18 protein-coding genes are annotated in these 24,319 nt (G+C 71.9%); 8 read left to right on the top strand and 10 right to left on the bottom strand.

The annotated features are described in order from the left end of the window. Positions 1-15 precede the first annotated feature (15 nt). The gene (locus CS0771_RS08360) at positions 16-2,793 is read left to right on the top strand and encodes an immune inhibitor A domain-containing protein (RefSeq protein WP_212840485.1); all 2,778 of its coding nucleotides are present in this window, start codon (positions 16-18) and stop codon (positions 2,791-2,793) included. A 199-nt stretch (positions 2,794-2,992) separates the two neighbouring features. On the opposite strand, the gene CS0771_RS08355 is transcribed toward CS0771_RS08360, so the two are convergent. The 5 genes from CS0771_RS08355 to CS0771_RS08335 form a co-directional block, all read right to left on the bottom strand. Then, positions 2,993-3,550, bottom strand: a complete 558-nt coding sequence (locus tag CS0771_RS08355; RefSeq protein WP_212840484.1) for a hypothetical protein — start codon at positions 3,548-3,550, stop codon at positions 2,993-2,995. Between the two features lie 5 nt (positions 3,551-3,555). Then, positions 3,556-4,632: a helix-turn-helix transcriptional regulator gene (locus tag CS0771_RS38590; RefSeq protein ID WP_244870677.1), complete on the bottom strand. Its 1,077-nt coding sequence runs from the start codon at positions 4,630-4,632 to the stop codon at positions 3,556-3,558. Between the two features lie 330 nt (positions 4,633-4,962). Continuing rightward, positions 4,963-6,474, bottom strand: coding sequence for a vanadium-dependent haloperoxidase (locus CS0771_RS08345; RefSeq protein WP_212840483.1), 1,512 nt, complete (start codon positions 6,472-6,474; stop codon positions 4,963-4,965). Positions 6,475-6,637: 163 nt separating this feature from the next. Beyond that, positions 6,638-8,971 (bottom strand): immune inhibitor A domain-containing protein, encoded by a 2,334-nt coding sequence (locus tag CS0771_RS08340; RefSeq protein ID WP_244870676.1) that lies wholly within the window; start codon positions 8,969-8,971, stop codon positions 6,638-6,640. Positions 8,972-9,121: 150 nt separating this feature from the next. Then, a complete protein-coding gene (locus tag CS0771_RS08335; protein ID WP_212840481.1) occupies positions 9,122-10,225 on the bottom strand; it encodes a C45 family peptidase in 1,104 nt (367 codons plus the stop codon). Positions 10,226-10,330: 105 nt separating this feature from the next. Here CS0771_RS08335 and nhaA point away from each other — a divergent pair, with 105 nt between their 5' ends. Then, complete coding sequence (nhaA, locus tag CS0771_RS08330) at positions 10,331-11,578, top strand: Na+/H+ antiporter NhaA (protein ID WP_212840480.1); 1,248 nt, start codon at positions 10,331-10,333, stop codon at positions 11,576-11,578. Positions 11,579-11,613: 35 nt separating this feature from the next. Continuing rightward, on the top strand, positions 11,614-12,528 hold the full coding sequence (locus tag CS0771_RS08325) for an alpha/beta fold hydrolase (protein ID WP_212840479.1): 915 nt from the start codon (positions 11,614-11,616) through the stop codon (positions 12,526-12,528). A gap of 3 nt (positions 12,529-12,531) precedes the next feature. On the opposite strand, the gene CS0771_RS08320 is transcribed toward CS0771_RS08325, so the two are convergent. Together CS0771_RS08320 and CS0771_RS08315 are read right to left on the bottom strand one after the other, a co-directional pair. Then, the gene (locus CS0771_RS08320; RefSeq protein WP_212840478.1) at positions 12,532-12,897 is read right to left on the bottom strand and encodes a hypothetical protein; all 366 of its coding nucleotides are present in this window, start codon (positions 12,895-12,897) and stop codon (positions 12,532-12,534) included. Next, the gene (locus CS0771_RS08315; RefSeq protein ID WP_371821369.1) at positions 12,894-14,948 is read right to left on the bottom strand and encodes an SseB family protein; all 2,055 of its coding nucleotides are present in this window, start codon (positions 14,946-14,948) and stop codon (positions 12,894-12,896) included. Before CS0771_RS08315 ends, CS0771_RS08320 begins: the two co-directional genes overlap by 4 nt. 179 nt (positions 14,949-15,127) lie before the next feature. On the opposite strand from CS0771_RS08315, the gene mycP reads away from it, so the two are divergent. Then, positions 15,128-16,345, top strand: a complete 1,218-nt coding sequence (gene mycP, locus CS0771_RS08310; RefSeq protein ID WP_212840476.1) for a type VII secretion-associated serine protease mycosin — start codon at positions 15,128-15,130, stop codon at positions 16,343-16,345. A gap of 80 nt (positions 16,346-16,425) precedes the next feature. Here mycP and CS0771_RS08305 read toward each other — a convergent pair whose 3' ends face one another. The 3 genes from CS0771_RS08305 to eccB form a co-directional block, all read right to left on the bottom strand. Further along, positions 16,426-16,722: a WXG100 family type VII secretion target gene (locus tag CS0771_RS08305; protein ID WP_212840475.1), complete on the bottom strand. Its 297-nt coding sequence runs from the start codon at positions 16,720-16,722 to the stop codon at positions 16,426-16,428. A 30-nt stretch (positions 16,723-16,752) separates the two neighbouring features. Next, a complete protein-coding gene (locus CS0771_RS08300) occupies positions 16,753-17,043 on the bottom strand; it encodes a WXG100 family type VII secretion target (RefSeq protein WP_239125854.1) in 291 nt (96 codons plus the stop codon). 182 nt (positions 17,044-17,225) lie between these two features. After that, on the bottom strand, positions 17,226-18,590 hold the full coding sequence (gene eccB, locus CS0771_RS08295) for a type VII secretion protein EccB (protein WP_212840474.1): 1,365 nt from the start codon (positions 18,588-18,590) through the stop codon (positions 17,226-17,228). A gap of 82 nt (positions 18,591-18,672) precedes the next feature. Here eccB and eccE point away from each other — a divergent pair, with 82 nt between their 5' ends. From eccE to CS0771_RS08275, 4 genes are all read left to right on the top strand, one after another. Then, positions 18,673-20,517 (top strand): type VII secretion protein EccE, encoded by a 1,845-nt coding sequence (gene eccE, locus CS0771_RS08290; RefSeq protein WP_212840473.1) that lies wholly within the window; start codon positions 18,673-18,675, stop codon positions 20,515-20,517. A 54-nt stretch (positions 20,518-20,571) separates the two neighbouring features. After that, the gene (locus CS0771_RS08285; RefSeq protein WP_212840472.1) at positions 20,572-20,943 is read left to right on the top strand and encodes a phage holin family protein; all 372 of its coding nucleotides are present in this window, start codon (positions 20,572-20,574) and stop codon (positions 20,941-20,943) included. 103 nt (positions 20,944-21,046) lie between these two features. Further along, positions 21,047-21,919: an EamA family transporter RarD gene (gene rarD, locus CS0771_RS08280; protein WP_371821556.1), complete on the top strand. Its 873-nt coding sequence runs from the start codon at positions 21,047-21,049 to the stop codon at positions 21,917-21,919. Positions 21,920-22,128: 209 nt separating this feature from the next. Then, entirely contained in the window at positions 22,129-24,267 is a 2,139-nt protein-coding gene (locus CS0771_RS08275) for a PhoX family phosphatase (RefSeq protein WP_212840470.1), read from the top strand. Positions 24,268-24,319: the final 52 nt, after the last annotated feature.

The raw sequence follows: 24,319 nt of genomic DNA, 5'->3' as shown, positions 1-24,319 counted from the left end.
AGGATCGGAGTGACCATGAAGCACGCCATCCATGCGCGGAGGAGGCGCCGGCTACTCGCCGGTGTGCCCGCGCTGGCGCTGGCCGCGGTGGGGCTCTACGGCCCGGGAACGGCGAGCGCTGCCGCCACCCCGACCGCCGTCATCAGCCCCAGCGAGTACTACATCAACTACGCCGAGCCCGCCGTGCAGCCTGACACCGACGGCAAGGAGGTCAAGGGCAAGGGCGGCATCTACGGTAGCGCGCTGGACAAGGCCCGCGCGTTCGACCGCAAGCACGCCAACGGCAACCCGCTGACCGCCAACCAGCTCGCCAAGCTGGAGGCCAAGTCCATCAAGACCGGCAAGAGCCCGCGCCAGCTCAAGCAGGCGAACGGCACGCAGGTCGCACGCCTGCTGACCATGCTGGTCGAGTACAACACGCAGGCCAACGACGACTTCACCGGCGTGATGGTGCCGGAGTCGGTGAACGGTTCGCGCACCTGCGTGCCGGGCACGATCCAGAACGGCCCGACGAACAACACCATCCCGAACCCGGCGACGGTCGGCCACCCTGACAACAACTCGATGTGGGTGCCCGACTTCAACCAGGAGCACTACAACAAGATGCTCTACACCTCGGAGGGCATCACCGAGCGGGTCCGCCCGGACCTCACCGGCCCGGACGGCAAGCCGGGCATCGACATCTCCGGCTACACCATGCGCAACATGTACCTGGAGATGTCGAAGGGCACCTACACCGTCGAGGGCGAGGCGACCCCGTGGATCACCCTGCCGCACTCGGAGGGCTGGTACGCCGCGTCCCGCTGCTTCAAGGACGCCGAAGGCAAGTGGGTCGCCGGCGCGATCCAGGACCAGAACGGCCACCCGGACAACCCGCTCGGCCCGCAGCAGATGGCGATGGACGCGGTGGACGCGCTGGCCGCGCAGCACCCGAACTTCCCGTGGGCCGACTATGACATCGAGGACCAGGGCGACCGCGACGGCGACGGCAACTACTACGAGCCGGACGGCGTGATCGACCACCTGGTGCTCGTGCACGCCGGTGAGGACAAGTCCGGTGGCGGCGGTGCCGAGGGCATCTACGCCATCTGGGCGCACTCCTCGGCGGTGGCGGGCGGCTACAGCATTCCCGGCACCAACCTGAAGATCTCGAACTACATCGTGCAGCCGGAGGACTCCGGCGTGGGCGTGTTCGCCCACGAGTACGGCCACGACCTCGGTCTGCCGGACCTGTACGACACCTCGGGCGCCGGCGAGTCGGGTGTCGACTTCTGGGACCTGATGTCCTCGGGTTCGCACTCCGGCCCGATCTTCCAGTCGATGCCGACCCACATGGGCCTCTGGGACAAGTGGGTGCTCGGCTGGGCTGACCCGCAGGTGCTCGCGCCGGGCGCCGACCCGCGTGACATCCAGCTGGGCCAGACCTCCCGCACGCCGAAGGGCACCAAGGACGGCATCAAGATCGACCTGCCGCCGAAGACCATCACCCTGGCGACCCCGCACAGCGGCGGCCACATGTGGTACACCGGTGCCGACCAGGACTGGGGCAACATCAAGATCGCTCGCACCGTCGACGTGCCCAACGCCGACGACGCGAAGTTCTGGATGTGGAACAACTACGTGATCGAGGCGGACTGGGACTTCGGCATGGTCGAGGTCTCCACCGACGGGAACGCGTGGACCCCGCTCAAGATTTACAACGAGGCCGGCCAGCTCGTCTCCACCGACGACGGCTACGCCGACCCGAACGGCAACCTGAACACGTTCGGCAAGTACGGCCTCACCGGTGACAGCCACGGCTGGCGTCACGACTACGTCAACCTCGGCGCCTACAAGGGCCAGACGGTCCAGGTGCGGCTGCGCCTGGCCACCGACGCGGCCTACCAGGACCGCGGCTGGTTCGCCGACGACTTCTCGGTCACCGGCGGCGGCGCCACCACCTGGAGCGACGACGTCGAGTCCGGCGCCAACGGCTGGACCGCGACCGGCGGCACCTGGGTCGACACCACCGGCCCCGGCTGGCGCATCGACACCGGCACCTCGACCAAGGCGCACTACTACCTGGCCGAGTGGCGCAACTTCGACGGGTTCGACCAGGGTCTGCAGTACGCCTACGACACCAGCTACTCGCGTGATGGCGCGTGGAAGGTGGAGAAGGTCAAGTACAACGCCCCCGGCATGCTGGTGTGGTACCGCGACACCACGTTCGGCAACACCAACCACGTCACGGCGAACCTGACCGCGCTGCCCAGCGTGGGCTCGAAGGGCGGCCTGCTCATCGTGGACTCGCACTTCGACCCGCTGCGCCGCACCGGCGTCGCGGCCACGAAGGACGGCTCCACGCTGAAGAACCTGCCGGGCCGTCCGCAGTCGTCGAACGCCGCGTTCACGCTGCAGCCGACGTACCCGTTCCGGGAGTGCCTGGAGGGCCCGAACGAGCCGTTCAGCGAGTACTGCACCGACTTCGGCCCGCAGCCGGCCGTGTCCGCCTTCACGGACGCCAAGGGCTGGGTGCCGGGTCTGGAGTTCCGCAACGGCAGCCTGTTCTACCGCGACGCCGACGCCTCGACGGTCATCCCGTCGGTGGGCAACGCGCCGTACACCACCCGGATCGTCGACGCCAACGGCAACCCGGTGACCGCCCTCTACGGATACGACGGTCTCGGCTTCACCGTGCTCGGCAGCGGCAACCCGGGTGACGCGGGTGTCGCCTACGGGGTGACCATCACCATCGTGCGCGCCGCCAAGGACAACTCGTACGCCACCGTGCACGTCACGCCGGCCCTGAGCTAGTCCGTAACGCAGTAACGCAGTAAGAGAGGGCGGCCCGCACCACGCGGGCCGCCTTTCTCGTATCCGGCTCAGGCGCCCGCGGCCGGGCCGCCGCCGTATGAGAGCAAAGTAGACGGCCGTCCGGACGGCGGGGAGGTTCCGCCCGCCCACTTGCACGTTCCCGCAAGCGATCGGCCGCCGGCAGCTCGTGAGCTGCCGATCAGGGACAGAGCGGGCAGCCCGGCCCGCTACCGCCCTTGATCTTGAGGTCGGTGAAGGCGTTCTCGATGACCCGCGGATCGTTCAGCGGCAGGGCGCCGTCGTACCGGGCGACCGGCACGCCGCTCACGATCTCCCAGCTGATCGCGAAGCAGGCGAGCCTGACGTCGCTCCGCGCGATCACACACATCGCCTCGGTGGTCAGCTCGGGGATCCCCTGGGTCACGTTCATCCCGGGAAGCGGCTGGCTGATGAACGTGACCGGGATGCCTCTGGCGTCGGCGACCGTGTAGTAGGCCGCGACGGCGAACACCTCCCTGCTGTTCTCCGGCGGCCGGCAGGGCTGGAGCCCTCCGGTGATGGTCACCATCGTGTCCGTCATGACGCGCTCCAGGCGCACCTCGTCGATCCAGGCGCTGGTGTACGTGCCGGCCGGGCAGCTGAGCCAGCTGTACTGGTCGATCGCGACGGGCGGGCCCGCCAGCGACGGCGCCGCCGCGGCGGCCAGCGCCGTGAGGACCGCGATCAGCAGGGTCAATGGACGTGAGCGTCTCGTCACCCGTTCTACTCCTGTTCAGGTCTGTGCTCGGGGTCGTCTTCAGGTCCGGCGTCGGCCGCCGAGGGCGCCTGGCGGGCGGCCTCCGCGCCCAGGCGCAGGCCCAACTGGAACCGGTTGGTCACGTCGTACCTGTCCATCAGGGCGGACAGGGTGTAGGCGATGGTGCGCACGCTGATGTCGAGCTTCGCCGCGATCGCGGCGTCGGTGTAGCCCTTGGCCAGCAGGACGACGATCGTGCTCTCGCGGGGGGTGAGGTTCATGGGCGGTGTCCAATCGCGGCCCGGGTCCTTCGCGAGGTCCCACTGCTGCCGGAAGAGGTTGGCGAGTTCGGCGACCAGATCCGGCGCGGTGATCTCCCACATGCCGCGTTCCCGGTCGGCGGCGTCCTGCCGCACCAGCGCCGTCGTCCGGTCGAAGATGATGAGCTTCGCCGGCACCTCCGGCAGCTCGCGATACTGCATGCCCTGGCAGCGCAGCTCCTCGTCGTGCCAGTCGGACTCGTCGTCGGGCGACGCGGGCACACCGAGGCTCAGGATCGTGACTCCCCGCGCGGCGAGCCTGCGGTTGAACGGTGCCGCCGCCCTGATCGCCGCGGTGTCGAAGGCGGGCTCCGGGTTCATCGCCAGGTGCTCGTGCCGTTCGGCCGCGGCGAGCTCGGTCATCCGCTCGACCGTCCGGCGCAGGCCGTCGAGCGCGCGGACGCCGTTGGCGGGCGTCCGGGCCAGGCCCGCCACGATGTTCGGGTACGCCATCCGGGACAGGCTCTGGTGCAGCCGGTGGTGTGCCAGCGCGTTGCGGTGGTGCCGGTCGCGCAGCACGGGCAGCACGTGGCTGGGGCCGCGGCAGGACCAGACCCGATCCTCGCCGTTGCCGTCCGCCACGGCACGGCTGGGCGTGGCGGCGCCGAGCGCGTTCAGCTCGTCCAGAGCCCGGCGCACCTGACGTGCCTTCATCTCCAGCGACCGGCTGATCCGGTCGACCGACCAGGGGCCGAAGGTGATGAGCGTGCGGTAGACGAGATCCGCGTGTGGCGAGACGCCCCACCGCATCAGCGACGGCACGGCGGCCTGCGTGTCGAGCATGAACGAGCCTCCCCCGCTTGTCCGAACCCGTGCGGCACCGTGGCCGCACATGAGCAACCTAGGCATTTCCATTGCGGCACAACAGCTCCGGCTGCCTGATTGCATGTTTGTGCAACCGCCGCCGTCGATCTGGAAGCCGGGCGCGGGCCGCCATATGTTGTCCTCCGGAGCACCCGAGCTCCGGGTCACGTGGCACGTGCGTGCGGACGTCCGTCAGGCACGGGGGACCGCGTGCCGGTGACGGCGGAAGGGGCCTGCCCGTGCAGGCAGGCCCCTTCCGGTCGACGCGGTCGGGTCGTCAGTTCATGACCTGCGGCGTTTCCCCTCCGGCTAGCGCAGGTACAGCGTCGCGGTCTCGTTGATGCTGGTGACGCACTTGTACTCCTCGTACGTCCCCTGCTGCACTGCGGCCATCCCGGCCAGCACGCACTGGTTGGCGTCCTCGTAGACGTTCTGCGCCTGCCACACGGTGAACTCGCGGGCGAAGACGCGGGCCGCCACGCTGTCCCCGGTGGCCAGACCGTGGTCGGCGTCCATCCGGTAGTGCACACCCAGGTAGATGCGGCTGAGCGCGTTCTCGGTCGCGGCCGCCGAAATGGTGGTGAAGGAGCGGGTCACGCCGATGGCGTGCGGGTCCTCTGTGGTGGCGGTCCAGGTCACCGCGTCCGTGCCGAGGAAGTCCTGCATCACCCCGGCCCAGGCGGCGGCGAACGTGGCGTGCCCGGAGACGTACGCCGGGAACGGCGGGCTGAAGTGGACCCCGAACTTGTCCGCCGACAGCGGCTGCCAGGACGGATCCGCCACGGTCGCGGCGTTGCCGTCGGTGTCGGCCAGCCGGATCGCCGACTCCGGCCGCCACAGGTCGATCGCGGTCTGGTACTTCGCGTCCCATGCCGCGATGCTGGCGTCCGCCATGGCCACGGCTACCAGGGCGAACAGCCGGACGGTCTGGGTCGGGGACAGCCCGCGCACGACCGAGATGATCCGGGTGTGCTCGAAGAGCTGGCCCGGCGGCTTGTAGGTCTCGTTGACGTCGTTCGCCCAGAACCACGCCTGCTGGGTCTGGTCGGCGGTCCGCGTGGTCGAGGTGGCCGAACCGTAGCTCTTGATCTCGTTGACCTGCGCCGCGTACGCGGGGCTGGCCAGCAGGCTCGCGTAGCTGGAGAAGCCGAGCGGCAGCTGCGGGCGGAACTGCGAGCCCGAGGTCATGGCGAACGGCGTGACCAGGCCCCAGTTGGGCCCGGCGGCGGCGCCGGAGCCGGTCGAGCGCCACGCGCCGGGCACGGTGCCGTCCGGGTAGGCCGTGTTGTCGGCCGAGCCGTCGGTCGCGCGCGCGTTGCGCATGGCGAGCGCGGCCGCCTGACCGATGTACACACCTTCCTTCTGGTTGACGTCGGTGCCCACGCCCTGCTGGGCGGTGGCCAGGTCGGCGTCGAAGTTGATCCCGGGGTAGAGGTTGCGCAGCACGGTGACCGCGGCGTAGTCGATCGCGGTGGTCAGCGACGGCGCGGTGGCTCCGGCGTACTTCTGCGTGGTGACGACGGTCAGGTACTTTTTGCCGAGGCAGGTGTCGAACACCGGCGTCGCGGTGGCGCCGAGGCGGCACTCCGCCGAGTTGGCGGCGTCCCACATCGCGGCGTGCATCATCGCCCCCGCGCGGGCCAGCGGGCCGGGCGCCCCGCCCACCTGGCGGTAAACGCGCAGCAGCACCTGGTTCCAGTAGACGGTGTGGTCGGGCGGGCCTGCGGCGTGAGCCGCCTGCGCCGGGACGATCGCGGCTCCCGCCGCGGCCGCGACCAGTGTGAGGGCAGCGAGCAGCCCACGACCTCTCAGTCGTTTCATTCGGTTCTCCCCGTGTCACATGCTCATTCGATGAGCATGGATGTTGTTTCTGTCCGTACATTAAGGACTCAACCGGGGCGTGTCAGACCGCTTTTGTATACGGTTGATAACAGAAAGGGGGCCTGCCCTCGCGGGCAGGCCCCCTTCGGTGCGATGCGACCGGTCAGTTCTTGACCTGGAGCAGCATCACCGGCGCGACGCCGGTGAACTCCAGCCAGACCGAGATCTTGACGCCGTCCCCGGCCACCTGGACCGAGCCCCACGGGTTCTGGGGCGACCAGTAGCGGTTCGGGTCCGTGTCGTCGAACGTCGCGATGCCCTTGCTCGACGGCACGGTCAGCGGAACGTCCGCCCGGTGGAAGGTCACCGCGTCGGTCTTCTGCAGACCGAACACGGCGTCGAACGGCTGGCGCCGGTTGCCCAGCATGCACAGGCCGTCCGGGTTGCCGGCGTGCGCCGCGCAGGTGCCCGGCCACGCGATGGGCGTCGGCCGCGCGTCGACCGGCAGCGCGAGGCCGCCGCCCGGGTGCACCCGGGTGTTGTTGTCGCCGTACTTGTAGTTCACGTACCAGACCAGCAGGCCGTCCTGGTACGGGAACTTCTCCACCCAGTCCGGCTTCGAGGCGAAGCCGAAGTTGTAGGGACCGGTCTTGAAGTTCTTGTCGTAACCGGTGTACGTGCGGTACTCCGCCAGGTAGAAGCGGGGGTAGACGTCGGTCGTCGAGCCGTTGATGCGCTCGAAGCCCTTCGCCGTCCAGCCGCCCACGCCGGCCTCGACGTCGTCGGTGAACCCGTGGGTGCCGTCCGTGACGAGCTTGATGTCGTCCAGGAAGGCGCCCTCGTAGTGCAGGCCGCCGTCACTGGTGTAGTGGAACCGGAACTTGACGGTCTGGCCCTTCCACGGGGTCAGGTCGTAGTTCAGGTCCACCCAGCCGGTGGGCCAGCCGGCGCTCTGGCCGCCGATGCCCGGCTCCTGGACCTTGGTCCAGGTGGTGCCGCCGTCGGTGCTGACCTCGCCGTAGAGCCAGTCGTAGCCGGGCTCGATGCGGTACTGCGCCTTGGCGGTCAGCGTCGCGGTGGTCGCGTCGGTCAGGTCGACCGTGCGCTCCAGCGAGACGTTGAGGTCGTCGGCGCTGCCGCTCCACCACTCCCAGCCGCCGCTGTAGGGCGTGTTCCAGTTCTCGGTGACCGTCTGGTCCGGCAGCGGCACGAGGACCGCCTGCGGCAGGCCCTCCGGCGTGGCCGCCGAGCCGAGCGACACCAGCTTGGTCTTGCCCGGGTCGACCACGGTGTAGTCGAGCCAGCCCAGGAACAGCTTCTCCCACGGGCCCATGTACGACGGCGAGGTGCCGATGCTGTTCGGGTCCTTGCTCAGCCAGGAGCCACCCGACATCAGCGTCCAGAAGGCGGTGCTGTTGTCGCCGCCCTGCGTGTCGTACAGGTCCGGCAGACCGAGGTCGTGGCCGTACTCGTGGGTGAAGACGCCGAGGCCGCCGTTCTCCGGCTCGGTGGTGTAGTCACCGATCCAGATGCCCGAGTCGCCGATCGGCGCGCCGCCCAGCTTGTTGCCCTCCGGGCCGGTCTTGCCCTCGTCGGTCGAGTTCACGTACCAGCGGTGCGACCAGATGGCGTCGGCACCCTGGGCGCCGCCGCCGGCCTCCTCGCCCTCACCAGCGTGAATGGCCTGGAAGTGGTCGATGTACCCGTCGGGCTCGTTGAAGTTGCCGTCACCGTCGGCGTCGTACCGGTCCCAGATGTCGAACTGGGTGAGGTACGCCTTGATCTCGGCCTTCGTCTTGCCGGCCGCCAGCTGCGAGTTGTACCACTCGGTGGCGGTGTCCTCGATGAACGGCCAGTAGGTGTGCCGGTCGTCGAGCTCGTTCGGGTTCTGCTCGGCCTCGTCCCAGTTGTAGCCGTAGCGAGCCTCGTTGTACTGCAGCTTCACCCAGTCCGAGACGTCGCCCTTGACCGAGTACTTGCCGCCCGACTGCTTGTAGTAGAAGTCGGCCATCGACTCGCCCGGACCGTTGATCATCTTCAGGTAGTGGGCCTTGTCGAAGTTCGACACCCAGTACGTGGAGTTGTCCTTGGTCCGGTCGGGCTGCGGGATCTGGTTGTAGCTCGGGCCGGGCGTGCCGCCCGTGCCGTCGGGGCCGACCTGGTCGCCGAACTCCACCAGGATGGTGAAGATCGGGTCGACCTTGTCCGCCTTCTTCTTCAGCTCGGCCCAGCGGCCCTTGGCCACCTGCACGACCTCGGAACCGTTGCGCTGGATCGGCTTGGCCTTGCCCGACACGACGTCGGCGATGGCCTTCTTCAGCGTCTCCTGGCGCTTCGCGTTCAGCGGGTTGGGCAGGTTGTCCGGCCGGCTGACGCCCGTCGGGTCCTGCGGGGTAACCGCCCGCGCGGGCGCGCCGCTCGCGGGGGTCGCCGTCAGGCTGGCAGCTACCAGCGCGGCGGCGATCCCGGCGGCGGTGCCGATTCTGCGGATTCGCAAAGGGTCCTCCCTCCCTTTAGCGGAGACGACCATGGACAGCGCACGGCAGGGTGAGCCCGTCTGCCCGTGGTCGTCGATTGTGAAAGCAGCCTTGCATAACTCCGCGTCGCTGTCACCACCCTGCGCGGGCAGAGATTTCCAGCGTCCACATCAGATCGCGATAGTCGTGCCTTCTTCGCCCGAACAGGGCGGACCGGCGATAAGCCTGATTGTTCGCGCATCTAGATCCATCAAAACGGTCCAGATCGTCTCGGACCGGTCAACCTCCGCGTCACGTGCGTCGGCATGGCGACAGATCGACAGCGGGTGGCCGAGATGGTCTTCCAGCACCGCCCGCAACTCCCGCGGCCCCAACGGATCCGGGTACGCCGCCAGCAGCCGGCGGGCCCGCGCGGAGCGGAACAGCGACGAGCCGCCCCAGTCCTTGACGGTGTCGTACACCGGCAGCGGCGCCTCGAAGTGATTGGCGTGCACCAGCACCCCGTCCACCGGGTGCAGCCAGCCCGCCTCGCCCGGCGCCAGCTCCAGGTCGATCAGCTCGCCGCCACCCGGCCCGGCCTGCCCGATCAGCAGGTTGATCGAGGCGGAGCGGGGCGCCCGCATCGCGTTTCGGGTCGCCCAGGACAGCGAGTCCGCCTCCAGCACCGAGCGCAGGATCACGTGGTACGGCACCCCGCCCGGCCGCCCGTCCCGGTCGCTGCCGAGCAGGTTGACGCAGACGCCCACCCCCGCGCCGTTCAGCCCCGCCTTGGCGAGCATGCCGGCCTCCGTCAGCGCGGCCACCCGGTGCCCGTGCTCGTCCTCGGTGAGCAGGAGCAGGTTGACGTCGCGGTGGGCCGGGTGCCAGTCCCAGTTCTGCGCCAGCAGGGTGCGCCCGCCCGCCGCGCGGGAGCCGAGCACCCCGATGCTGGTGCACTCCCCGGGCTCGGCCGGGTTCGGCGAGCCGCAGGCCGGGCTGCCGTAGAGCAGCTCGGAGCGGGCGTTGATCGCGTAGACGAGGGCCGGCTCGACGCCCGCGCCCTGCGCGACCCCGTCGAGCATGTCCGCGAGCCGGGGGAAGTGGGCCCGGGTGGTCTGCCCGAACTCCGCGCCGCGCGCGGCGACCGCAGCCCCGTCCAGCCCGGCTGCGGCAGCGAAACGCGCCAGGTACGCCGACACGTTCACGTTGATCGGATCGGCGGCCGCCGCGCCGTAGGCCAGGCCCATCTGCTCGGGGGTGCCGCGAACGTCGATCACGGCCAGGGGGGTGTCCATGGTCGTGCACTCTGCCCGACCCCCCCGGCGGGACGCCACCGTGTATGTCCGGTTCATGGCGAACCTCCGGGTATCCGGGTGATGGGGACCGTAGGATCCGGGATCATGGGGGAGAGCCGGACCCGGCCGCAGGCCAGCCCACGTCTGAAGCGGATGCGGCGGCGTCGCGCCCAGGCCGCGCGCGGCGCCGCGGCCGAGGTCGCCCGGTTCCTGCGCACCGAGCAGATCGGCGGCCTGGTGCTGCTCGGCGCCACCGCGCTCGCCCTGATCATCGCCAACTCGCCGCTGGCCGGGGCGTACCAGCGGCTCAGCGCGTACGCCTTCGGCCCCGAGTCGCTGCACCTGCACCTGACCGTCGCCCAGTGGGCGCAGGACGGCCTGCTCACCGTCTTCTTCGTGGTCGCCGGACTGGAGCTGAAACGCGAGCTCGTCGTCGGGGAGCTGCGCGACCTGCGGCAGGCCGCGCTGCCCATCGCGGGCGCGATCGGCGGCATGATCGTGCCCGCGCTGCTCTGCTTCCTCGTCGCGTTCGGTGCGCCCGGCGGCGCCGAGGCCTGGGCGGTGCCGGTCGCCACCGACATCGCGTTCGCGCTGGCCGTGCTCGCCATCTGCGCGAAGGACCTGCCGCCCAGCCTGCGCGTCTTCCTGCTGTCCCTGGCCATCGTCGACGACCTCGGCGCGATCCTGCTCATCGCGATCGCCTTCACCGCCCACGTGGCGCTGCTGCCCCTGGCCGGCGCCGCGGCCGTGCTGGTCGGGTACGCCCTGCTCCAGCAGTTCCGGGTCCGCGGCTGGTGGCTCTACCTGCTGCTGGGGCTGACGGCCTGGGCGCTGGTGCACGCCTCGGGCGTGCACGCCACCATCGCGGGCGTGGCGGTCGGCCTGCTCACCCGGGTCAAGCCCGACCCCGGCGAGCACGAGACGCCCGCCACGGAGCTGGAGCACCGGCTCCAGCCGATCTCCGCGGGCATCTGCGTGCCGCTGTTCGCGTTCTTCGCCGCCGGCATCACGATCAACGCCGGGGCGCTCACCGCCATCTTCACCGATCGGGTGTCGCTCGGCGTCCTGCTCGGCCTGGTCGTCGGCAAGACCGTCGGCGTGCTGGGCGGCGCCGCGATCGCGGTCCGCGGCCGCCTGGCCACCCTGCCGGAGGCGCTGAACTGGCGCGACCTGTTCGCGGTGGCCGTGGTGACCGGCTGTGGCTTCACGGTCAGCCTGCTCATCGCCGAACTCGCCTTCGCCCCCGGCGACCAGCAGTCCCGCGTCAAGGGCGCGGTCCTGCTCGCCTCCTTGATCGCATCGCTGCTGGCCGCGGCCCTCCTGCGCAGACAGGTCCGGGTACGCGCACGCTAGCCTGCTTGCATGAGCGAGCGCAGCGAGGAGATCGCGTGAGCGAGCAGGTGGATGAGCAGTGCGTGCTGACCGAGGGGCCGTGGGAGCACCGGTTCGTCAGCGCCAACGGCAGCCGGTTCCACGTGGTGGAGCAGGGCACCGGGCCGCTGGTGATCCTGCTGCACGGCTTCCCCGAGTTCTGGTGGGCCTGGCACCGGCAGCTCCCCCTGCTTGCCGACGCCGGGCTGCGGGCGGTCGCGGTGGACCTGCGCGGCTACGGCGCGACCGACAAGCCGCCCCGCGGCTACGACGGGTTCACCCTGGCCGGTGACGTGGTCGGGCTGATCCGCGCGCTCGGCGAGCGCAACGCCACCGTCGTCGGCGCGGGCGCCGGTGGCCTGATCGCCTGGTCGGCGGCGGCGCTGCACCCGCGCCTGGTCAGCCGGCTGGTGGTGCTCGGCGCGGCGCACCCGCTGCGGCTGCGCTCCGCGCTGGTGACCAACGCCGCCCAGCGCCGGGCCGGCAGCGCGCTGCTGCGCTTCCAGCTGCCCCGGTTCGAGCACGTGCTGACCCGGGACGACGCGGCGCTGGTAGGCGCGCTGATGCGGGGCTGGACGTCGCCCGGATTCCGCAACAGCGCCGAGTTCGCCGAGTACGAGCAGCGATGCCGGGAGGCGATGCGCATCCCGCAGGCGTCGTTCTGCGCGATGGAGGCCTACCGGTGGGCGTTCCGGTCCACGCTGCGGCTGCACGGGTATCGCTTCCTGCGCGCGGTGAAGCAGCCGATCATCTCGCCCACGCTGCAGCTGCAGGGTGCCCTGGACCCGATCACGCTGCCCGCGACCGCGCAGGGCTCGGGCCGCTACGTGCTGGCCGACTACGAGTGGCGGCTGCTGGACGACGTGGGCCACTTCCCCCACGTGGAGCGCCCCGACCTGGTCGCCGGGGAGATCATCCGCTGGACGAAGTGAGCCTCAGAGACGCTGCTCGCGCAGCTCGCTGACCTCCTGCTTCGGCGCCCAGCCCTGGTAGACGCCGTAGTCGAACTCCTCCAGGCCGAGTTCCTGGGCGACCGGCGCCTTGCCGCCGGTGTACTCCAGCCGCAGCCAGGACTGGTGCTCGGCGAGCACGATGAACGGCTGCCCGCGCCAGTTGCAGGTGCTGCGCACGTACGCCAGGTCGTCGACCTCGGCCGCGGGCACCACGCACACGTGCCGGCCCGGCCGGATCTCCTCGAAGCCGTCGGCCGGCTCCGGTCGGTAGAGCCGCACGGTGTCGCCGTCGGGGCTCGCCTCGTACTCGCGCCCCTGGTAGCGGGCCACGTAGCCGTCGCGCATCACTCGCCTCCGTCGGTCCGCAGCCAGCGGGGGCCGTCGGCGTCGAGCACGGCGACCATCTCCTCCTTGCCCTCGGCGTCCACGCGCAGCAGCCGCGCGCCGTGCGGCAGCCGGGCGCTGTCCACCTTGAACTCCGCGATGATCTCGGTGCTGTCCCCGGGCGCGAAGCCGTTGCCGCGGAACGGCGGGCGCTCGATGACCCAGCCCTCCATGGCCCGCATCGCCGCCTCGTGCTGCCCGCCGTACGGGATCCGGTACAGGCTGGGCCGGTACGCCGGCCAGCGCAGCACGTAGATCACCTCGTCGTCCGCGCCGAACGGGGAGCCCGTCCAGGTCAGCCCCAGCGCGCCGCGCAGCGCCTGCGGGCCGCGCAGGTGACCGACCTCACGCGCCCGGTGCACGAAGCCGGACACCCGGTCGTAGCCGCGCTCCAGGTAGTAGCCGATCTGGCTGGGCGCGATCACCTTCTGCATCTCGGTGACCTCGGGATCGCGCCGGGCGGGCGGCGGGGCGCTGCCGGCCGTCGGCACCGGCGCGGCGGGCTCGCCGCCGTCGTTGCCCAGGCCCATCTCCGCGGCCCACCGGGCCAGCTCCAGCAGCTGGTCGCCGGGCAGCGTGGCGCCGATCGCCGTGCCCGGGTCGACCGCGAACGACCACGCCGGGTCCGGCCAGGTCGCGATCAGGCTGATGAAGCGCACCGGGACGGCCTCGGTCGGGGCCGGCATCCGCTCAGGCGACGTGTAGCAGACGATGTGCGGCTCGCCGTCGATGTCGCGCGGCTGCCAGCGGTAGCCCGGCTCGCCGGGCCGGGGACCGTCCGCGCCGCCCGGCAGCAGCACGGTCGCCAGCAGCAGCGTGGACAGGAAGGCGTCGGTGTTGCCCGCCTCAGCGGCCTCGAACAGCTGCTCCTCGACGGTGTTCGCGGGCACGAAGTCGTCCTCCGGCCCGCTCGGGCGGCCGTGCCGCGGCCCGCCCTCCCGCGCCGCGGGCGCCGGAGCCGGTTCGGCGGCGGGCGCCGCTGCCGGGACCGCCACCGCGGCGGGCTCGGCCTCCGGAGCGGCGGCGGGCACCGTCGGCGCCGCAGCGACCGGCACGGACGGCGGGGACGCGGCAGCGACCGGCACAAACGGCGGGGGCGCAGCGGCGACGGGCACGGCGGGCGGCGCGGCGGCGGGCGGCACGGACGGCGACGTAGCGGTCGCGAGCGCAGACGACGGCGGCACGGACGGCACGCTGCCGTAGGGCGGCTCGGCGGCGTACGGCGGCTCGGCGTGATAGGCCGTCTCGGCGGGACCGGCGGGCGTGTCCTGCTGGACGGAGTCAGCCGGGTAGGCGGGCTCGGCGGAGAACGCCGGGTCGGCCGGGAAGAACCGGCCGCCGAGCTGCGCCTGCGGCGGCACCGCCGGTGGCGGCGCGGCCGCCTGCGGCACCGTCACCGCGGGCGGGGGCGGCTCCAGCTCCAGCGGGACGTGCACCCGGGGCGGGGCGATCGCGGGGCGCTCCACCTCGACGTCGATCACCTCGGCGTCGAGGATCATCTGGTCGTCGTGGTGCCCGCCGTAGACCGGCGGAGGCGGGGGCGGGGGCGGCGCGACGCGGGCCGCCTTGGCGCGCTCCAGCGCCTCCAGGCGCTCCAGCCGGCCCCGGGCACCCGCGGGCGCGTTCGGGATGCTCGGGATGCGCACGTCGCCACGCACCATCTGGGTGACGAACCAGGCCGGCAGGTATCCCTCGATCGGCAGGCCCGGGTTGACCGCGAGCCACCACTCGTGGTTCGGCCACGCGGCGGCGAGGTCCTGGAACAGGATGCGGCGCGCCGGGCCGGCGTGCTCGGCCAGGCAGGACCGCATGGCCGCGGACGAGGTGAAGGACAGCACGTGGGTGCGGTTCTCGGCGGTCCAGGTGCCCCAGCCGGCGGCGCCGTTCCCGCCGTCGCCGGAGACGGGCAGCAGCAGCTCCGAGCGGCCCAGGATCCGGAAGTAGAGCTCCTGATCCCCCACGCGCAGCGCGTCACGCAGCGCGATCTCGGTATCGGTGGCCGGCTCCCAACCCATCACGCGCTCACCTCCTGCCGGGAGAGTACTGAGACAACTTACCTTGCACCCCGTATGCGTGTCGCAACCAGCAGTCTAGGTCGGCGCGGTCCAGTAGCATCTGCGCCGGGGATCGGCCACGCGGGTGAACACCCTCCCGCGCGACCCGGTGGTCCTGCCATAAAGCCTGGGGAGGCGACATGCACCGCACCCGGCAGCCGGCCGTGCTGGCCGCGCTCACGGTCGTGCTGACCTTCGGCGGCGTCGGAATATCGACATCTCCCGCTGCCGCCGCCGCGCCGTGCACGAGCTCGAAGGCGGGTGAACCGATCGCCGAGAAGCCGTGGCCGCAGCAACGCTGGGACCTGTCCGCGCTGCCCCGGGGCATCACCGGCGCCGACGTCACGGTCGCGGTGCTCGACTCGGGAGTCGACGCGGATCACCCGCAGTTGCGCGGCGCGGTGGACCCGGGTCTGGACGTGCTGCCCGACGGCGGCACCGACGGCCGCCAGGACTGCGTCGGCCACGGCACCGGCGTGGCGAGCATCATCGCCGCCCGGCCGGTCCCGGGGGTGGCGTTCCGGGGCCTCGCGCCAGGCGTGCGCATCCTGCCGATCGTGGTCAGCAAGCAGATCGCCGGTGCGGAGAGCACCGGCGACAAGCCGGCCAGCGTCAAGGACATGGCACGGGCGGTCCGCTTCGCGATCTCCAGGGACGTCGACGTCATCAACCTGTCGCTGAGCTACGGCGAGTCCGGCAGCGGCGGGCTGGAGGAGTTCCGCGACGCGATCCGGGAGGCGATCGCCGCCGACATCGTGGTGGTCGCCGCGGTCGGCAACGCCAAGCAGCGCAGCAACCCGACGCCGTATCCGGCCGCGTGGGACGGCGTGCTCGGGGTGGCCGCGGTGGACGCCGACGGCCAGCGGCTGGACGCGTCGCAGACCGGCACCTATGTGGACCTGGCCGCTCCCGGCGGCGAGGTGCTGATGGCCCTGCCCACCCGAGGACACACCAGGGGCAGCGGCACGAGCTTCGCCACCCCGATGGTCGCGGCCACCGCGGCCCTGGTCCGGCAGGCCTACCCGGACCTCACCGAGGAGCAGGTGCGCAAGCGGCTGATGGCCACCGCCGACCCGGCCCCGGGCGGCCGCCGCAGCGACGGGTACGGGGTGGGCATCCTCAACCCGGTCCGGGCGGTGACCGAGATCGTGGACGGCCAGCCGCGGGCCGCGATCCCGCCGCTGCCGCCGCGCAAGGACGATCCCGTGGCCGAGGCCGCCGCGGCCCGCGCCGCCGAGCAGCACTCGCGGGCGCTGTGGCTGGCCGCGCTCGGGCTGGTGCTGGCCGGGTTCGTGCTGGTGCTGGCCGTGGCGCTGCCGAACGGCATCCGGCGCCGCTGGCGCCCGGCCGGCAGCTGACCGGCAGAAACACAACGAACTGAGGAAACAGGAAGGGCGCCCACCGGTCCCCCGCCGGGCGCCCCCTCAGTCGCGCAAGCTCAGTGGAACAGCTTGGTGTTGCGGTCCTCGGCGTCCTGGAACTGCACGGCCGCCTCGTCCACGGCGCCCTTGATGTCGCGCAGCATCGTGGACAGCTCGTCCGCCGCCTTGCGCCACTTGGCCTGACGCTCGTTGTACGCCGCCTGCGCGGAACCCGCCCAGGTGGACACCATCGGCCTGGCGTCGTCCTCGAGCTGGCTCAGCGTGGTCTCCAGCTGGCCCAGGGCCTTCTGGATGTGCTGGCTCGCGCCGTGCAGCGATTGGAAATTGACGACGAGCCGGTCACCGTTGCTCATGTAGGTCCTCCCCCTTCCGGTCTACGGTGCTCACAGGTTCAGCGAGATGCCGCCGGTGTTACGGGCGGACACCCGGCCGGCCTGCTCCTCGTCGGCCCGGGAGTATTCCTGGCCGGCGGTGCGGATGGCCGTCGCCGTCTCGGCGAGGGCGTTGTGCAGCGTCTTCTGGTCCTCCGCCCAGGCGATCTTGACCTGCTCGAAGGACGTGCCCGCGCGGCCGACCCAGCTGGTCTGCAGCACCTCGAGCTCGCTCAGCAGGCGGCTGAGCATGGTCTGCAGCTCGTCGTTGGATGAATCGAACTTCTGCGCGGTCGCGGCCATGATGGCAGCTTCGGACGCGGTCTCCGACATTGTCGAACGTCACCCCACTCCCTTTGTGCGTTAACGCGCCCACCGTCCTATGCGGAACTTAAATGGCGGTGCGCCTGTCTCGGTGACGGTATCGTCCTGCGCCAACTCGTGCCAGCCCGAGACCCGCACCTGTGGATAACGGCACGCGGCGGTCAGCCGAGAGCGAGTTGCGCCGATGCCGCCTGCGGGTCCAGTCCCGGTCCCGGCGGCAGCAGATCGACCAGCGCCGACGGCAGCCGCAGCGGCACCGGATTGGCGTAGCCGAGCATCGGCAGCACGTCCGGACGGGCCGCGTCGTAGCGCACGCCCTGATCGGTGACCAGACTCAGCGTCGTGCCGGAGGCGACGATCGCGCCGCGGCCGGGCTGCACCAGCACGTAATCGGCGTACGAGCCGCCCTCGGCGCTGCGTGCCACGGTCGCGATGAGGCTCGACAGGTTCAGGATCACCTCGGCGCGCACCTCGATGCCGCCCTGATCGTCGCGGATCACGGCGCACAGCGCGCCGGGGGCGTACGACGCGATGGTCGGCATCGTCGCCGGGGGCTGGCGCGGGTCGTCGCGGTTGGGCACCAGGTTCGCGGGAGAGCCGTCGTACTCGGCGAGCTCGGTCTGGTTGATCTCGATCTCGCGGCCGGCCCGGTACCTGCCCAGCGCGAGGGCCGCCTGCACCTGCGTGACCATCGCCAGGCCGTCCGGCTGGACCACCGCGTACTGGCTGGTCTTGCCGTCCAGGCCCTTGATCTTGATGACCTGGCCGTTGGTCAGGCCCCGGACCGACGAGGCCTTGCCCGGGTCGGCGACCCGCGGCGCGTCCAGCGGCTGGCCCTTGGGCATGCCGTTGACGAACGCGACCGGCACCGCCAGCGGCTGCGCCCCGCCCGCCAGCGCGGCCAGCTCGTCGGCGTCCGCGTCGTAGAGCCGCCCGTGCCACAGCAGGTAGCGGCGGTCCGCCGCGCGCACGAACAGGGCCTCCTCGCCGCCCATGGCGCGGCCGTTGCCCGTCATCGAGGTGTCGCCCACCACCAGCACCGACGTGGGCTTGGCGCCGTCTCCGGCGGCGCAGACCGACCACGGCAGGCCGAGCAGCGTGCCCGGGTCGGGCAGCGAGTCGGGCAGGTCGGCGATGCCGACGGTCAGCCCGCGCGGCACGTCCACAAGCGACTTGCGGGCCACGGTCACGATCTTCGGCGCGGGCACTCCGGAGGCCAGCAGCGCCGAGGTGAGGTTCAGCGCCGGGTAGAGCCTGCCCTCGCGGTACACGAAGTGCGCGCCCGACTTCTCCTCGACGACGACCGTGCCGTCGGCCTTCCATTTGGTGTCGCCGCGGCCGCTGAACACGCCGTACACCCCGAAGCCGGCCGCGATGACCACGGCCAGCAGCACGCTGGCGAGCGTCGCCCCGGCGGCGCGCTTGAACGGCGCCTGCGCCGGATCGGTGTCGCGCATCACCAGCGCCGAAACCACTCGCTGCACCGTGAACTGGTACGAGTGCAGCTGGTCCTGTCTCGACGGCATGGTCCCTCCCCACGGATCAGCCGACGGCTCTATACGATGAGCCGGGCGACGTGCGGGCACGCGCCTAGGGGAGGTTAGCGCGATGGCGGTCGACATGGTTACCGGGCCGACGGCGGGGGCCGCGACGGAGGACACCACACCGGCGGCGTCGCTTCCCAGGCCGGCCCGCCGCTTCCTGGGCCTGGGCAGCGGGCAGATCGTGACCGTGCAGCTCGCGCTGGTGCTGGTGGTGGTCGCCGCGCAGGCGGGCCTGCCGCTGCTGGCCGCCGCCGTCCCCGTCGCCGCCGCGCTGGTGGTGCTGGCGTGGGGTCGCTGGCGGGGCCGCTGGCTGTCCGAATGGGTCGCCGTCTACGTGCGCTACCGCACCCGCCGCCACCGGATCGAGCCCGCCGAGGGCGCGGCGGAGCTGCTCGCGCTCGCCGCGCCGGGCAGCCGGCTGTCCACCGTGGACGTCGAGGGCGTCGGGTGCGCCGTGATCGTGGACGCCGAGGGCATGTGCGCACTGCTGGAGCTGGGCGACCAGGCGGTGATGCCGGCCCGCGCCTGGCACCCGCTGCCGTCCCCGGCGACGCTGCTGCCCGCGCCCGCCGCGGACACCCCGCCGGTACGCGTACAGCTGCTGCTGCACGCCAACGCCGCCAACGGCTCCTCGCCCGCCACGTCGTCATACCGCCAGCTCACCGGCGGGCGGCTGCTGGCCAACGAGCGCGCCGTGCTGTGCGTGCGGGTGCACCGGGCCGAGGGCTGGAGCGAGGCCGACCTGGAGCGGGCGCTCACCGGCGCGCTGCGCAAGGTGCGCGCGAAGCTGGGCGACGTGCCGCACCGGCCGCTCGGCGACGTGGCCGCGCTGCGCGCGCTGGCCGAGGCCGCCGGGCACGACGGCACCGCCGCCGCGCAGGAGGGCTGGTCCGCGCTGCACGTCGGCGGGCTCTACTCGGCCGCGTACGCGGTGGAGCGCTGGCCGATGCCGCACCCCGACCCGGCGCACGCGCTGCTGCCGCGCCTGCTGCGGCTGCCCGCCACCACGGTGTCCGTGGCGCTCACCGCGGGTCCCTGGACCGACGGCGGCACGCAGCTGCGGGCCGACCTGACCGTGCGGCTCACCGCCCCCGACCACACCTCGCTGGCCAACGCGGGCACCGCGCTGCGCCAGGTGCTCGCCACCGAGCACGCGCAGGCCCGCCGCCTGGACGGGCAGCAGTTCGACGGCCTGCTCGCCACGCTGCCGCTGGCCGGTCCCAGCCCCGCCGAGGCGGGCGCGGGCGGCCGCCCGGGCGCCTCCCGCCGGCTGGGCGCGGTCGCCGCGCTGTCCGCGCCGTACGGCGGCAGCGGCGTCATGATCGGCGTCAACCGGCACAGCGAGCCGGTGTCCTTCCGGCTGTTCCGGCCCGAGGCGACCCGGCTGGTGCTCATCGGCGGCGTCGCGGTGGCCCAGATCGTCGCCGTGCGCGCGATGGCCGTCGGGGCCTACGTCCTGGTGCAGACGACCCGCCCGTGGCTCTGGGAGGCGTTCAGCCGGGGTCTGGGTGCGGGCGCGCCGCTGCTGGTGATGGCGCCCGGCCCGGTGACCGTGCCGCCGGGTTCGCCGCTGCGCCCGCTGCTCAGCATCGTCGACGCCGGTCCGGTCGCCGCCGACCGCACGCCGGGCACGCCGTGGCACAGCACGCTGGTGGTGCGCGACGACCTGTCCCCGGTGGACGTGGACGTGCTGGGCCGGGCCGATCTCGCGCTGCTGCAGCCGCTCCAGCCCGCCGAGGCGGCGGTGGCCGTCTCGGTGCTGGGGCTGAGCCGGGACCAGGAGGCGTGGCTGTCCCGCGCCCAGCCCGGCATGATCGGCGTGGTGCACCGCCGCTCGGTGCGCTGGGCGGCCATCTCGCAGACGGCGTACGAGCAGCAGCTCATCGGCGCGGGCACGCCCGTGGCCTGACCCGGCGTCACCGGGGGGTGCGCACCGGGGCGAATCATGGCACGATGCCGCACCATGGGCATCCTCCTCCGTTTGGCCGCCAGCGCCGCCGCCGTATGGGTGGCGACGCTGCTCATCCCCGGCATCCGCGTGACGGCCGAGACGACGCTCGGCACCATCGGGACCTTCATCGCCGTCGCGGTCATCTTCGGCCTGTGCAACGCGTTCATCCGCCCGATCGTCAAGATGGTCGGCTGCGGCCTGTACGTCTTCACCCTCGGCCTGATCGCGCTGGTGGTCAACGGCGCGCTGTTCATGCTGACCGGCTTCATCGCCGGGCAGCTCGACGTGCCGTTCCACGTCGACGACTTCTGGCCCGCCGCGATCCTCGGCGCGCTGGTGGTCGGCCTCACCAGCTGGGCGCTGAACTGGTTCATCGACGACTGAGCGAGTTGGCTCACATGTAAGAAGCTGAGGCGAAGCTGACCCTTACCATGTGAGGGTGAGTCAGCTTCGCCTCGGCTACCTGTACGGGCTCGGCGCCTACGTCATGTGGGGTTTCTTCCCGGCGTACTTCAAGCTGCTCAAGCCGTCCGGCCCGGTCGAGGTGCTGGCGCACCGGATCCTCTGGTCGGTGCTGTTCATGGTGGTCGCGCTGACCGCGATCCGCCGCTGGCGGAAGATCGCCGAGCTGCTGCGCCGGCCCGCCACCCTCGGCGGCATCACGCTGGCCGCGATCTTCATCGGGATCAACTGGGGCACCTACATCTGGGCGGTGAACGTCGACCGGGTCGTGGAGACCTCGCTCGGCTACTTCATCAACCCGCTCGTCGTGATCGTGCTCGGCGTCCTGGTGCTGCACGAGCGGCTGCGCCCCGCGCAGTGGGCCGCCGTGGGCGTCGGCACCGTGGCCGTGCTGGTGCTCGCCGTCGACTACGGCCACCCGCCGTGGGTCGCGCTCGTGCTCGCCTTCACCTTCGCGATGTACGGCCTGGTCAAGAAGCGCCTGGCGCTGCCGCCCGCGGACGGCCTGTTCCTGGAGTCGGCCGTGCTCACCCTGCCCGCGCTCGCGGTGCTGGGCTGGCTCGCCTCCGCCGGCGACCTGACCTTCGGCCAGGCGGGCACCGGACATGCCCTGCTGCTGGCCGCCGCGGGCGTGCTCACCGCCGTGCCGCTGCTGATGTTCGCCGGCGCCGCCAACCGGCTCCCGCTGGTCAGCATCGGCATGCTGCAGTACGTCGCGCCCACCCTGCAGCTCGCGCTCGGCGTGTTCGCGTTCCACGAGCCGATGCCGCCGGTGCGCCTGTTCGGCTTCTGCCTGGTCTGGCTGGCCCTGGCCGTCTTCACCTGGGACGGCCTGCGCACGGCCCGCCGCACCCGCCAGGCCGCCCTGCGCGCCGCGGAGGCCCCCGCCCTCGCGTAGCAAGATCGTCCGACTTGCCTGGCATATGGGCGTATCTTGGCCACCCATACGCCCACTTGCCTGGCAAGTCGGGCGATCTAGGCGCCGAGGCGACTGCCAGGCGCTGTTCATGGGGTGTTCATCGGGGGGCTGAGAACGGCTCACCCGTGCTCCTTACGTTCCGGACGACGGCACGATCCGTCGACCCTTCACGTACGGAGGAAGCTCCCATGAACGAATCCCGCCGCCGGCTCCCCCTGCTCGGCGGGGACGGCCACAGCGGAGGCAGCCGGTCGTCCGTGACCTGCCTCTACCGTTGCGGCAACGCCTGTGACCACCCCGCGCCCAACACCTCCGGCAACGAGTACTTCGGCGACGTCGTGCGGACCGAGGTGTCCCGGCGCGGGGTGCTGCGGGCCGGTTCGGCCGGGGCGCTGGCGCTCGGCTTCGCCGGTGCCGCGGCCGGTGCCGGCGCCGCCGCGGCGCCCGCCTTCGCCGAGGGCGGTGACGGCGGCGCGGCCGAGGGCTTCTCCACCGAGTCGCTGACCCGCACCGGCAAGCCTGCCGCGCTGACGTTCTCCCCGATCCCGCCGAACACGCTGGACAACCTGGTGGTGCCCAACGGGTACGACCACAACGTGATCATCCGCTGGGGCGATGAGGTGGTGCCGGGCGCCGCCGGCTTCGACCCGGCGAACCAGACCGGCGACACCCAGTCGAAGCAGTTCGGCTACAACAACGACTTCGTCGCGGTGCTGCCGCTGGGCCGGGGCGACGATCGCGCCCTGCTGGTCTGCAACCACGAGTACACCAACGAGGAGCTGATGTTCCCCGGCTTCACCGGCGTGGACGCGCTCACCACCGACCAGATCAAGGCCACCATCGCCGCGCACGGCATGTCGATCGTCGAGCTGGAGCGGGTCGGGCGCACCGGCCGGTGGACCGTGGTCTCGCGCGGGCGGCGGGCGTACAACCGGCGCATCACCGGGCTGTCCACGGTCTTCGCGATGACCGGCCCGGCGGCGGGCACGGCGTCGCTGAAGACCGCCGCCGACCCGACCGGCCGCAAGGTGATCGGCACGTTCAACAACTGCGCGGGCGGCGTCACCCCGTGGGGCACCGTGCTGTCCGGCGAGGAGAACTGGAACCAGTACTTCGTCGGCGGCGACGGCGCACCGGCGGACGCCAAGGCCTCGCTGGCCCGCTACGGCGTCTCCACCACCGCCCGCTACCCCAGCGGCTCGCGCAAGTGGGACCGGGTCGACGCGCGCTTCGACCTGACCGCGAACCCGAACGAGATCAACCGGCACGGCTGGATCGTGGAGGTCGACCCGTTCGACCCGGACTCGACCCCGCGCAAGCACACCGCGCTGGGCCGGTTCAAGCACGAGGGCGCCAACGTCATCGTCGCCAAGAGCGGGCACGTCGTGGCGTACATGGGCGACGACGAGCGGCACGACTACATCTACAAGTTCGTCTCCCGCAACCGGATCGCGCGCGGCGACTCGTGGTGGGCCCGCAAGCAGAACCTGACCCTGCTGGAGTCCGGTGACCTGTACGTGGCCCGCCTCGGCTACACCAGCGCCGCCGAGATCGACGGCACCGGCAAGCTGCCCGCCGACGGCGCGTTCAACGGCACCGGCGTCTGGGTCCCGCTGGTCAAGGACGGCGTCTCGCACGTGCCGGGCTGGACCGTGGAGCAGGTGCTGGTGCACACCCGCCTGGCCGCGGACCTGGTCAACCCGACCAAGATGGACCGGCCCGAGGACGTCGAGCCGAATCCGGTCACCGGGAAGATCTACGCCGCGCTCACCAACAACACCGCCCGCGGCACCACCGGCGGCCGCAACGCGCCGGCCGACGAGGCGAACCCGCGCAACGGCAACAAACACGGGCACATCTTCGAGATCACCGAGGACGGCGGCGACCACACGGGTACCACGTTCACCTGGGCGGTCCCGATCGTGTGCGGTGACCCGGCGGATCCAGCGACCTACTTCATGGGGTACGACAAGACCAAGGTCTCGCCGATCTCCTGCCCCGACAACCTCGCCTTCGACGCCGCCGGCCACCTGTGGATCTCCACCGACGGCAATGCGCTGGGCAGCAACGATGGCCTCTTCGCGACCGCGCTGACCGGCCCCGAGGCCGGGCACCTCAAGCAGTTCCTGACCGTGCCCCGCGGTGCCGAGGCGTGCGGGCCGTTCATCAGCGTGGACAACCGGACCGTGTTCGTGGCCCCGCAGCACCCCGGCGAGGTCAGCGGCGCGTCCATGGACAAGCCCGCCAGCACCTGGCCCGACGGCGACTACGCCAAGCCGGGCATCGTCGGCGTCTGGCGCCTCGACGGCCGCCCGATCGGCGCTTGACCCACCCCGCCCCACCCGAAGCCCCGCCCCGCCTCCCCCGGACAACTCCGGG

The organism is Catellatospora sp. IY07-71 (assembly GCF_018326265.1).
GTDB lineage: Bacteria > Actinomycetota > Actinomycetes > Mycobacteriales > Micromonosporaceae > Catellatospora.
Note: the sequence above shows the minus strand (reverse complement) of the source record. Positions and strands in the feature narration are given on the sequence as shown.

Excerpts from the sequence above, each read along its gene's own strand:
- CS0771_RS08345 (WP_212840483.1), bottom strand. The coding sequence starts at position 6,474 with ATGAAACGACTGAGAGGTCGTGGGCTGCTCGCTGCCCTCACACTGGTC.
- CS0771_RS38590 (WP_244870677.1), bottom strand. The coding sequence starts at position 4,632 with ATGCTCGACACGCAGGCCGCCGTGCCGTCGCTGATGCGGTGGGGCGTC.
- CS0771_RS08300 (WP_239125854.1), bottom strand. The coding sequence starts at position 17,043 with ATGGCCGCGACCGCGCAGAAGTTCGATTCATCCAACGACGAGCTGCAG.
- CS0771_RS08315 (WP_371821369.1), bottom strand. The coding sequence starts at position 14,948 with ATGGGTTGGGAGCCGGCCACCGATACCGAGATCGCGCTGCGTGACGCG.
- CS0771_RS08275 (WP_212840470.1), top strand. The coding sequence starts at position 22,129 with ATGAACGAATCCCGCCGCCGGCTCCCCCTGCTCGGCGGGGACGGCCAC.
- CS0771_RS08335 (WP_212840481.1), bottom strand. The coding sequence starts at position 10,225 with ATGGACACCCCCCTGGCCGTGATCGACGTTCGCGGCACCCCCGAGCAG.
- CS0771_RS08360 (WP_212840485.1), top strand. The coding sequence starts at position 16 with ATGAAGCACGCCATCCATGCGCGGAGGAGGCGCCGGCTACTCGCCGGT.
- rarD (WP_371821556.1), top strand. The coding sequence starts at position 21,047 with ATGTGGGGTTTCTTCCCGGCGTACTTCAAGCTGCTCAAGCCGTCCGGC.
- CS0771_RS08285 (WP_212840472.1), top strand. The coding sequence starts at position 20,572 with ATGGGCATCCTCCTCCGTTTGGCCGCCAGCGCCGCCGCCGTATGGGTG.
- eccE (WP_212840473.1), top strand. The coding sequence starts at position 18,673 with ATGGCGGTCGACATGGTTACCGGGCCGACGGCGGGGGCCGCGACGGAG.
- nhaA (WP_212840480.1), top strand. The coding sequence starts at position 10,331 with ATGGGGGAGAGCCGGACCCGGCCGCAGGCCAGCCCACGTCTGAAGCGG.
- eccB (WP_212840474.1), bottom strand. The coding sequence starts at position 18,590 with ATGCCGTCGAGACAGGACCAGCTGCACTCGTACCAGTTCACGGTGCAG.
- CS0771_RS08305 (WP_212840475.1), bottom strand. The coding sequence starts at position 16,722 with ATGAGCAACGGTGACCGGCTCGTCGTCAATTTCCAATCGCTGCACGGC.
- mycP (WP_212840476.1), top strand. The coding sequence starts at position 15,128 with ATGCACCGCACCCGGCAGCCGGCCGTGCTGGCCGCGCTCACGGTCGTG.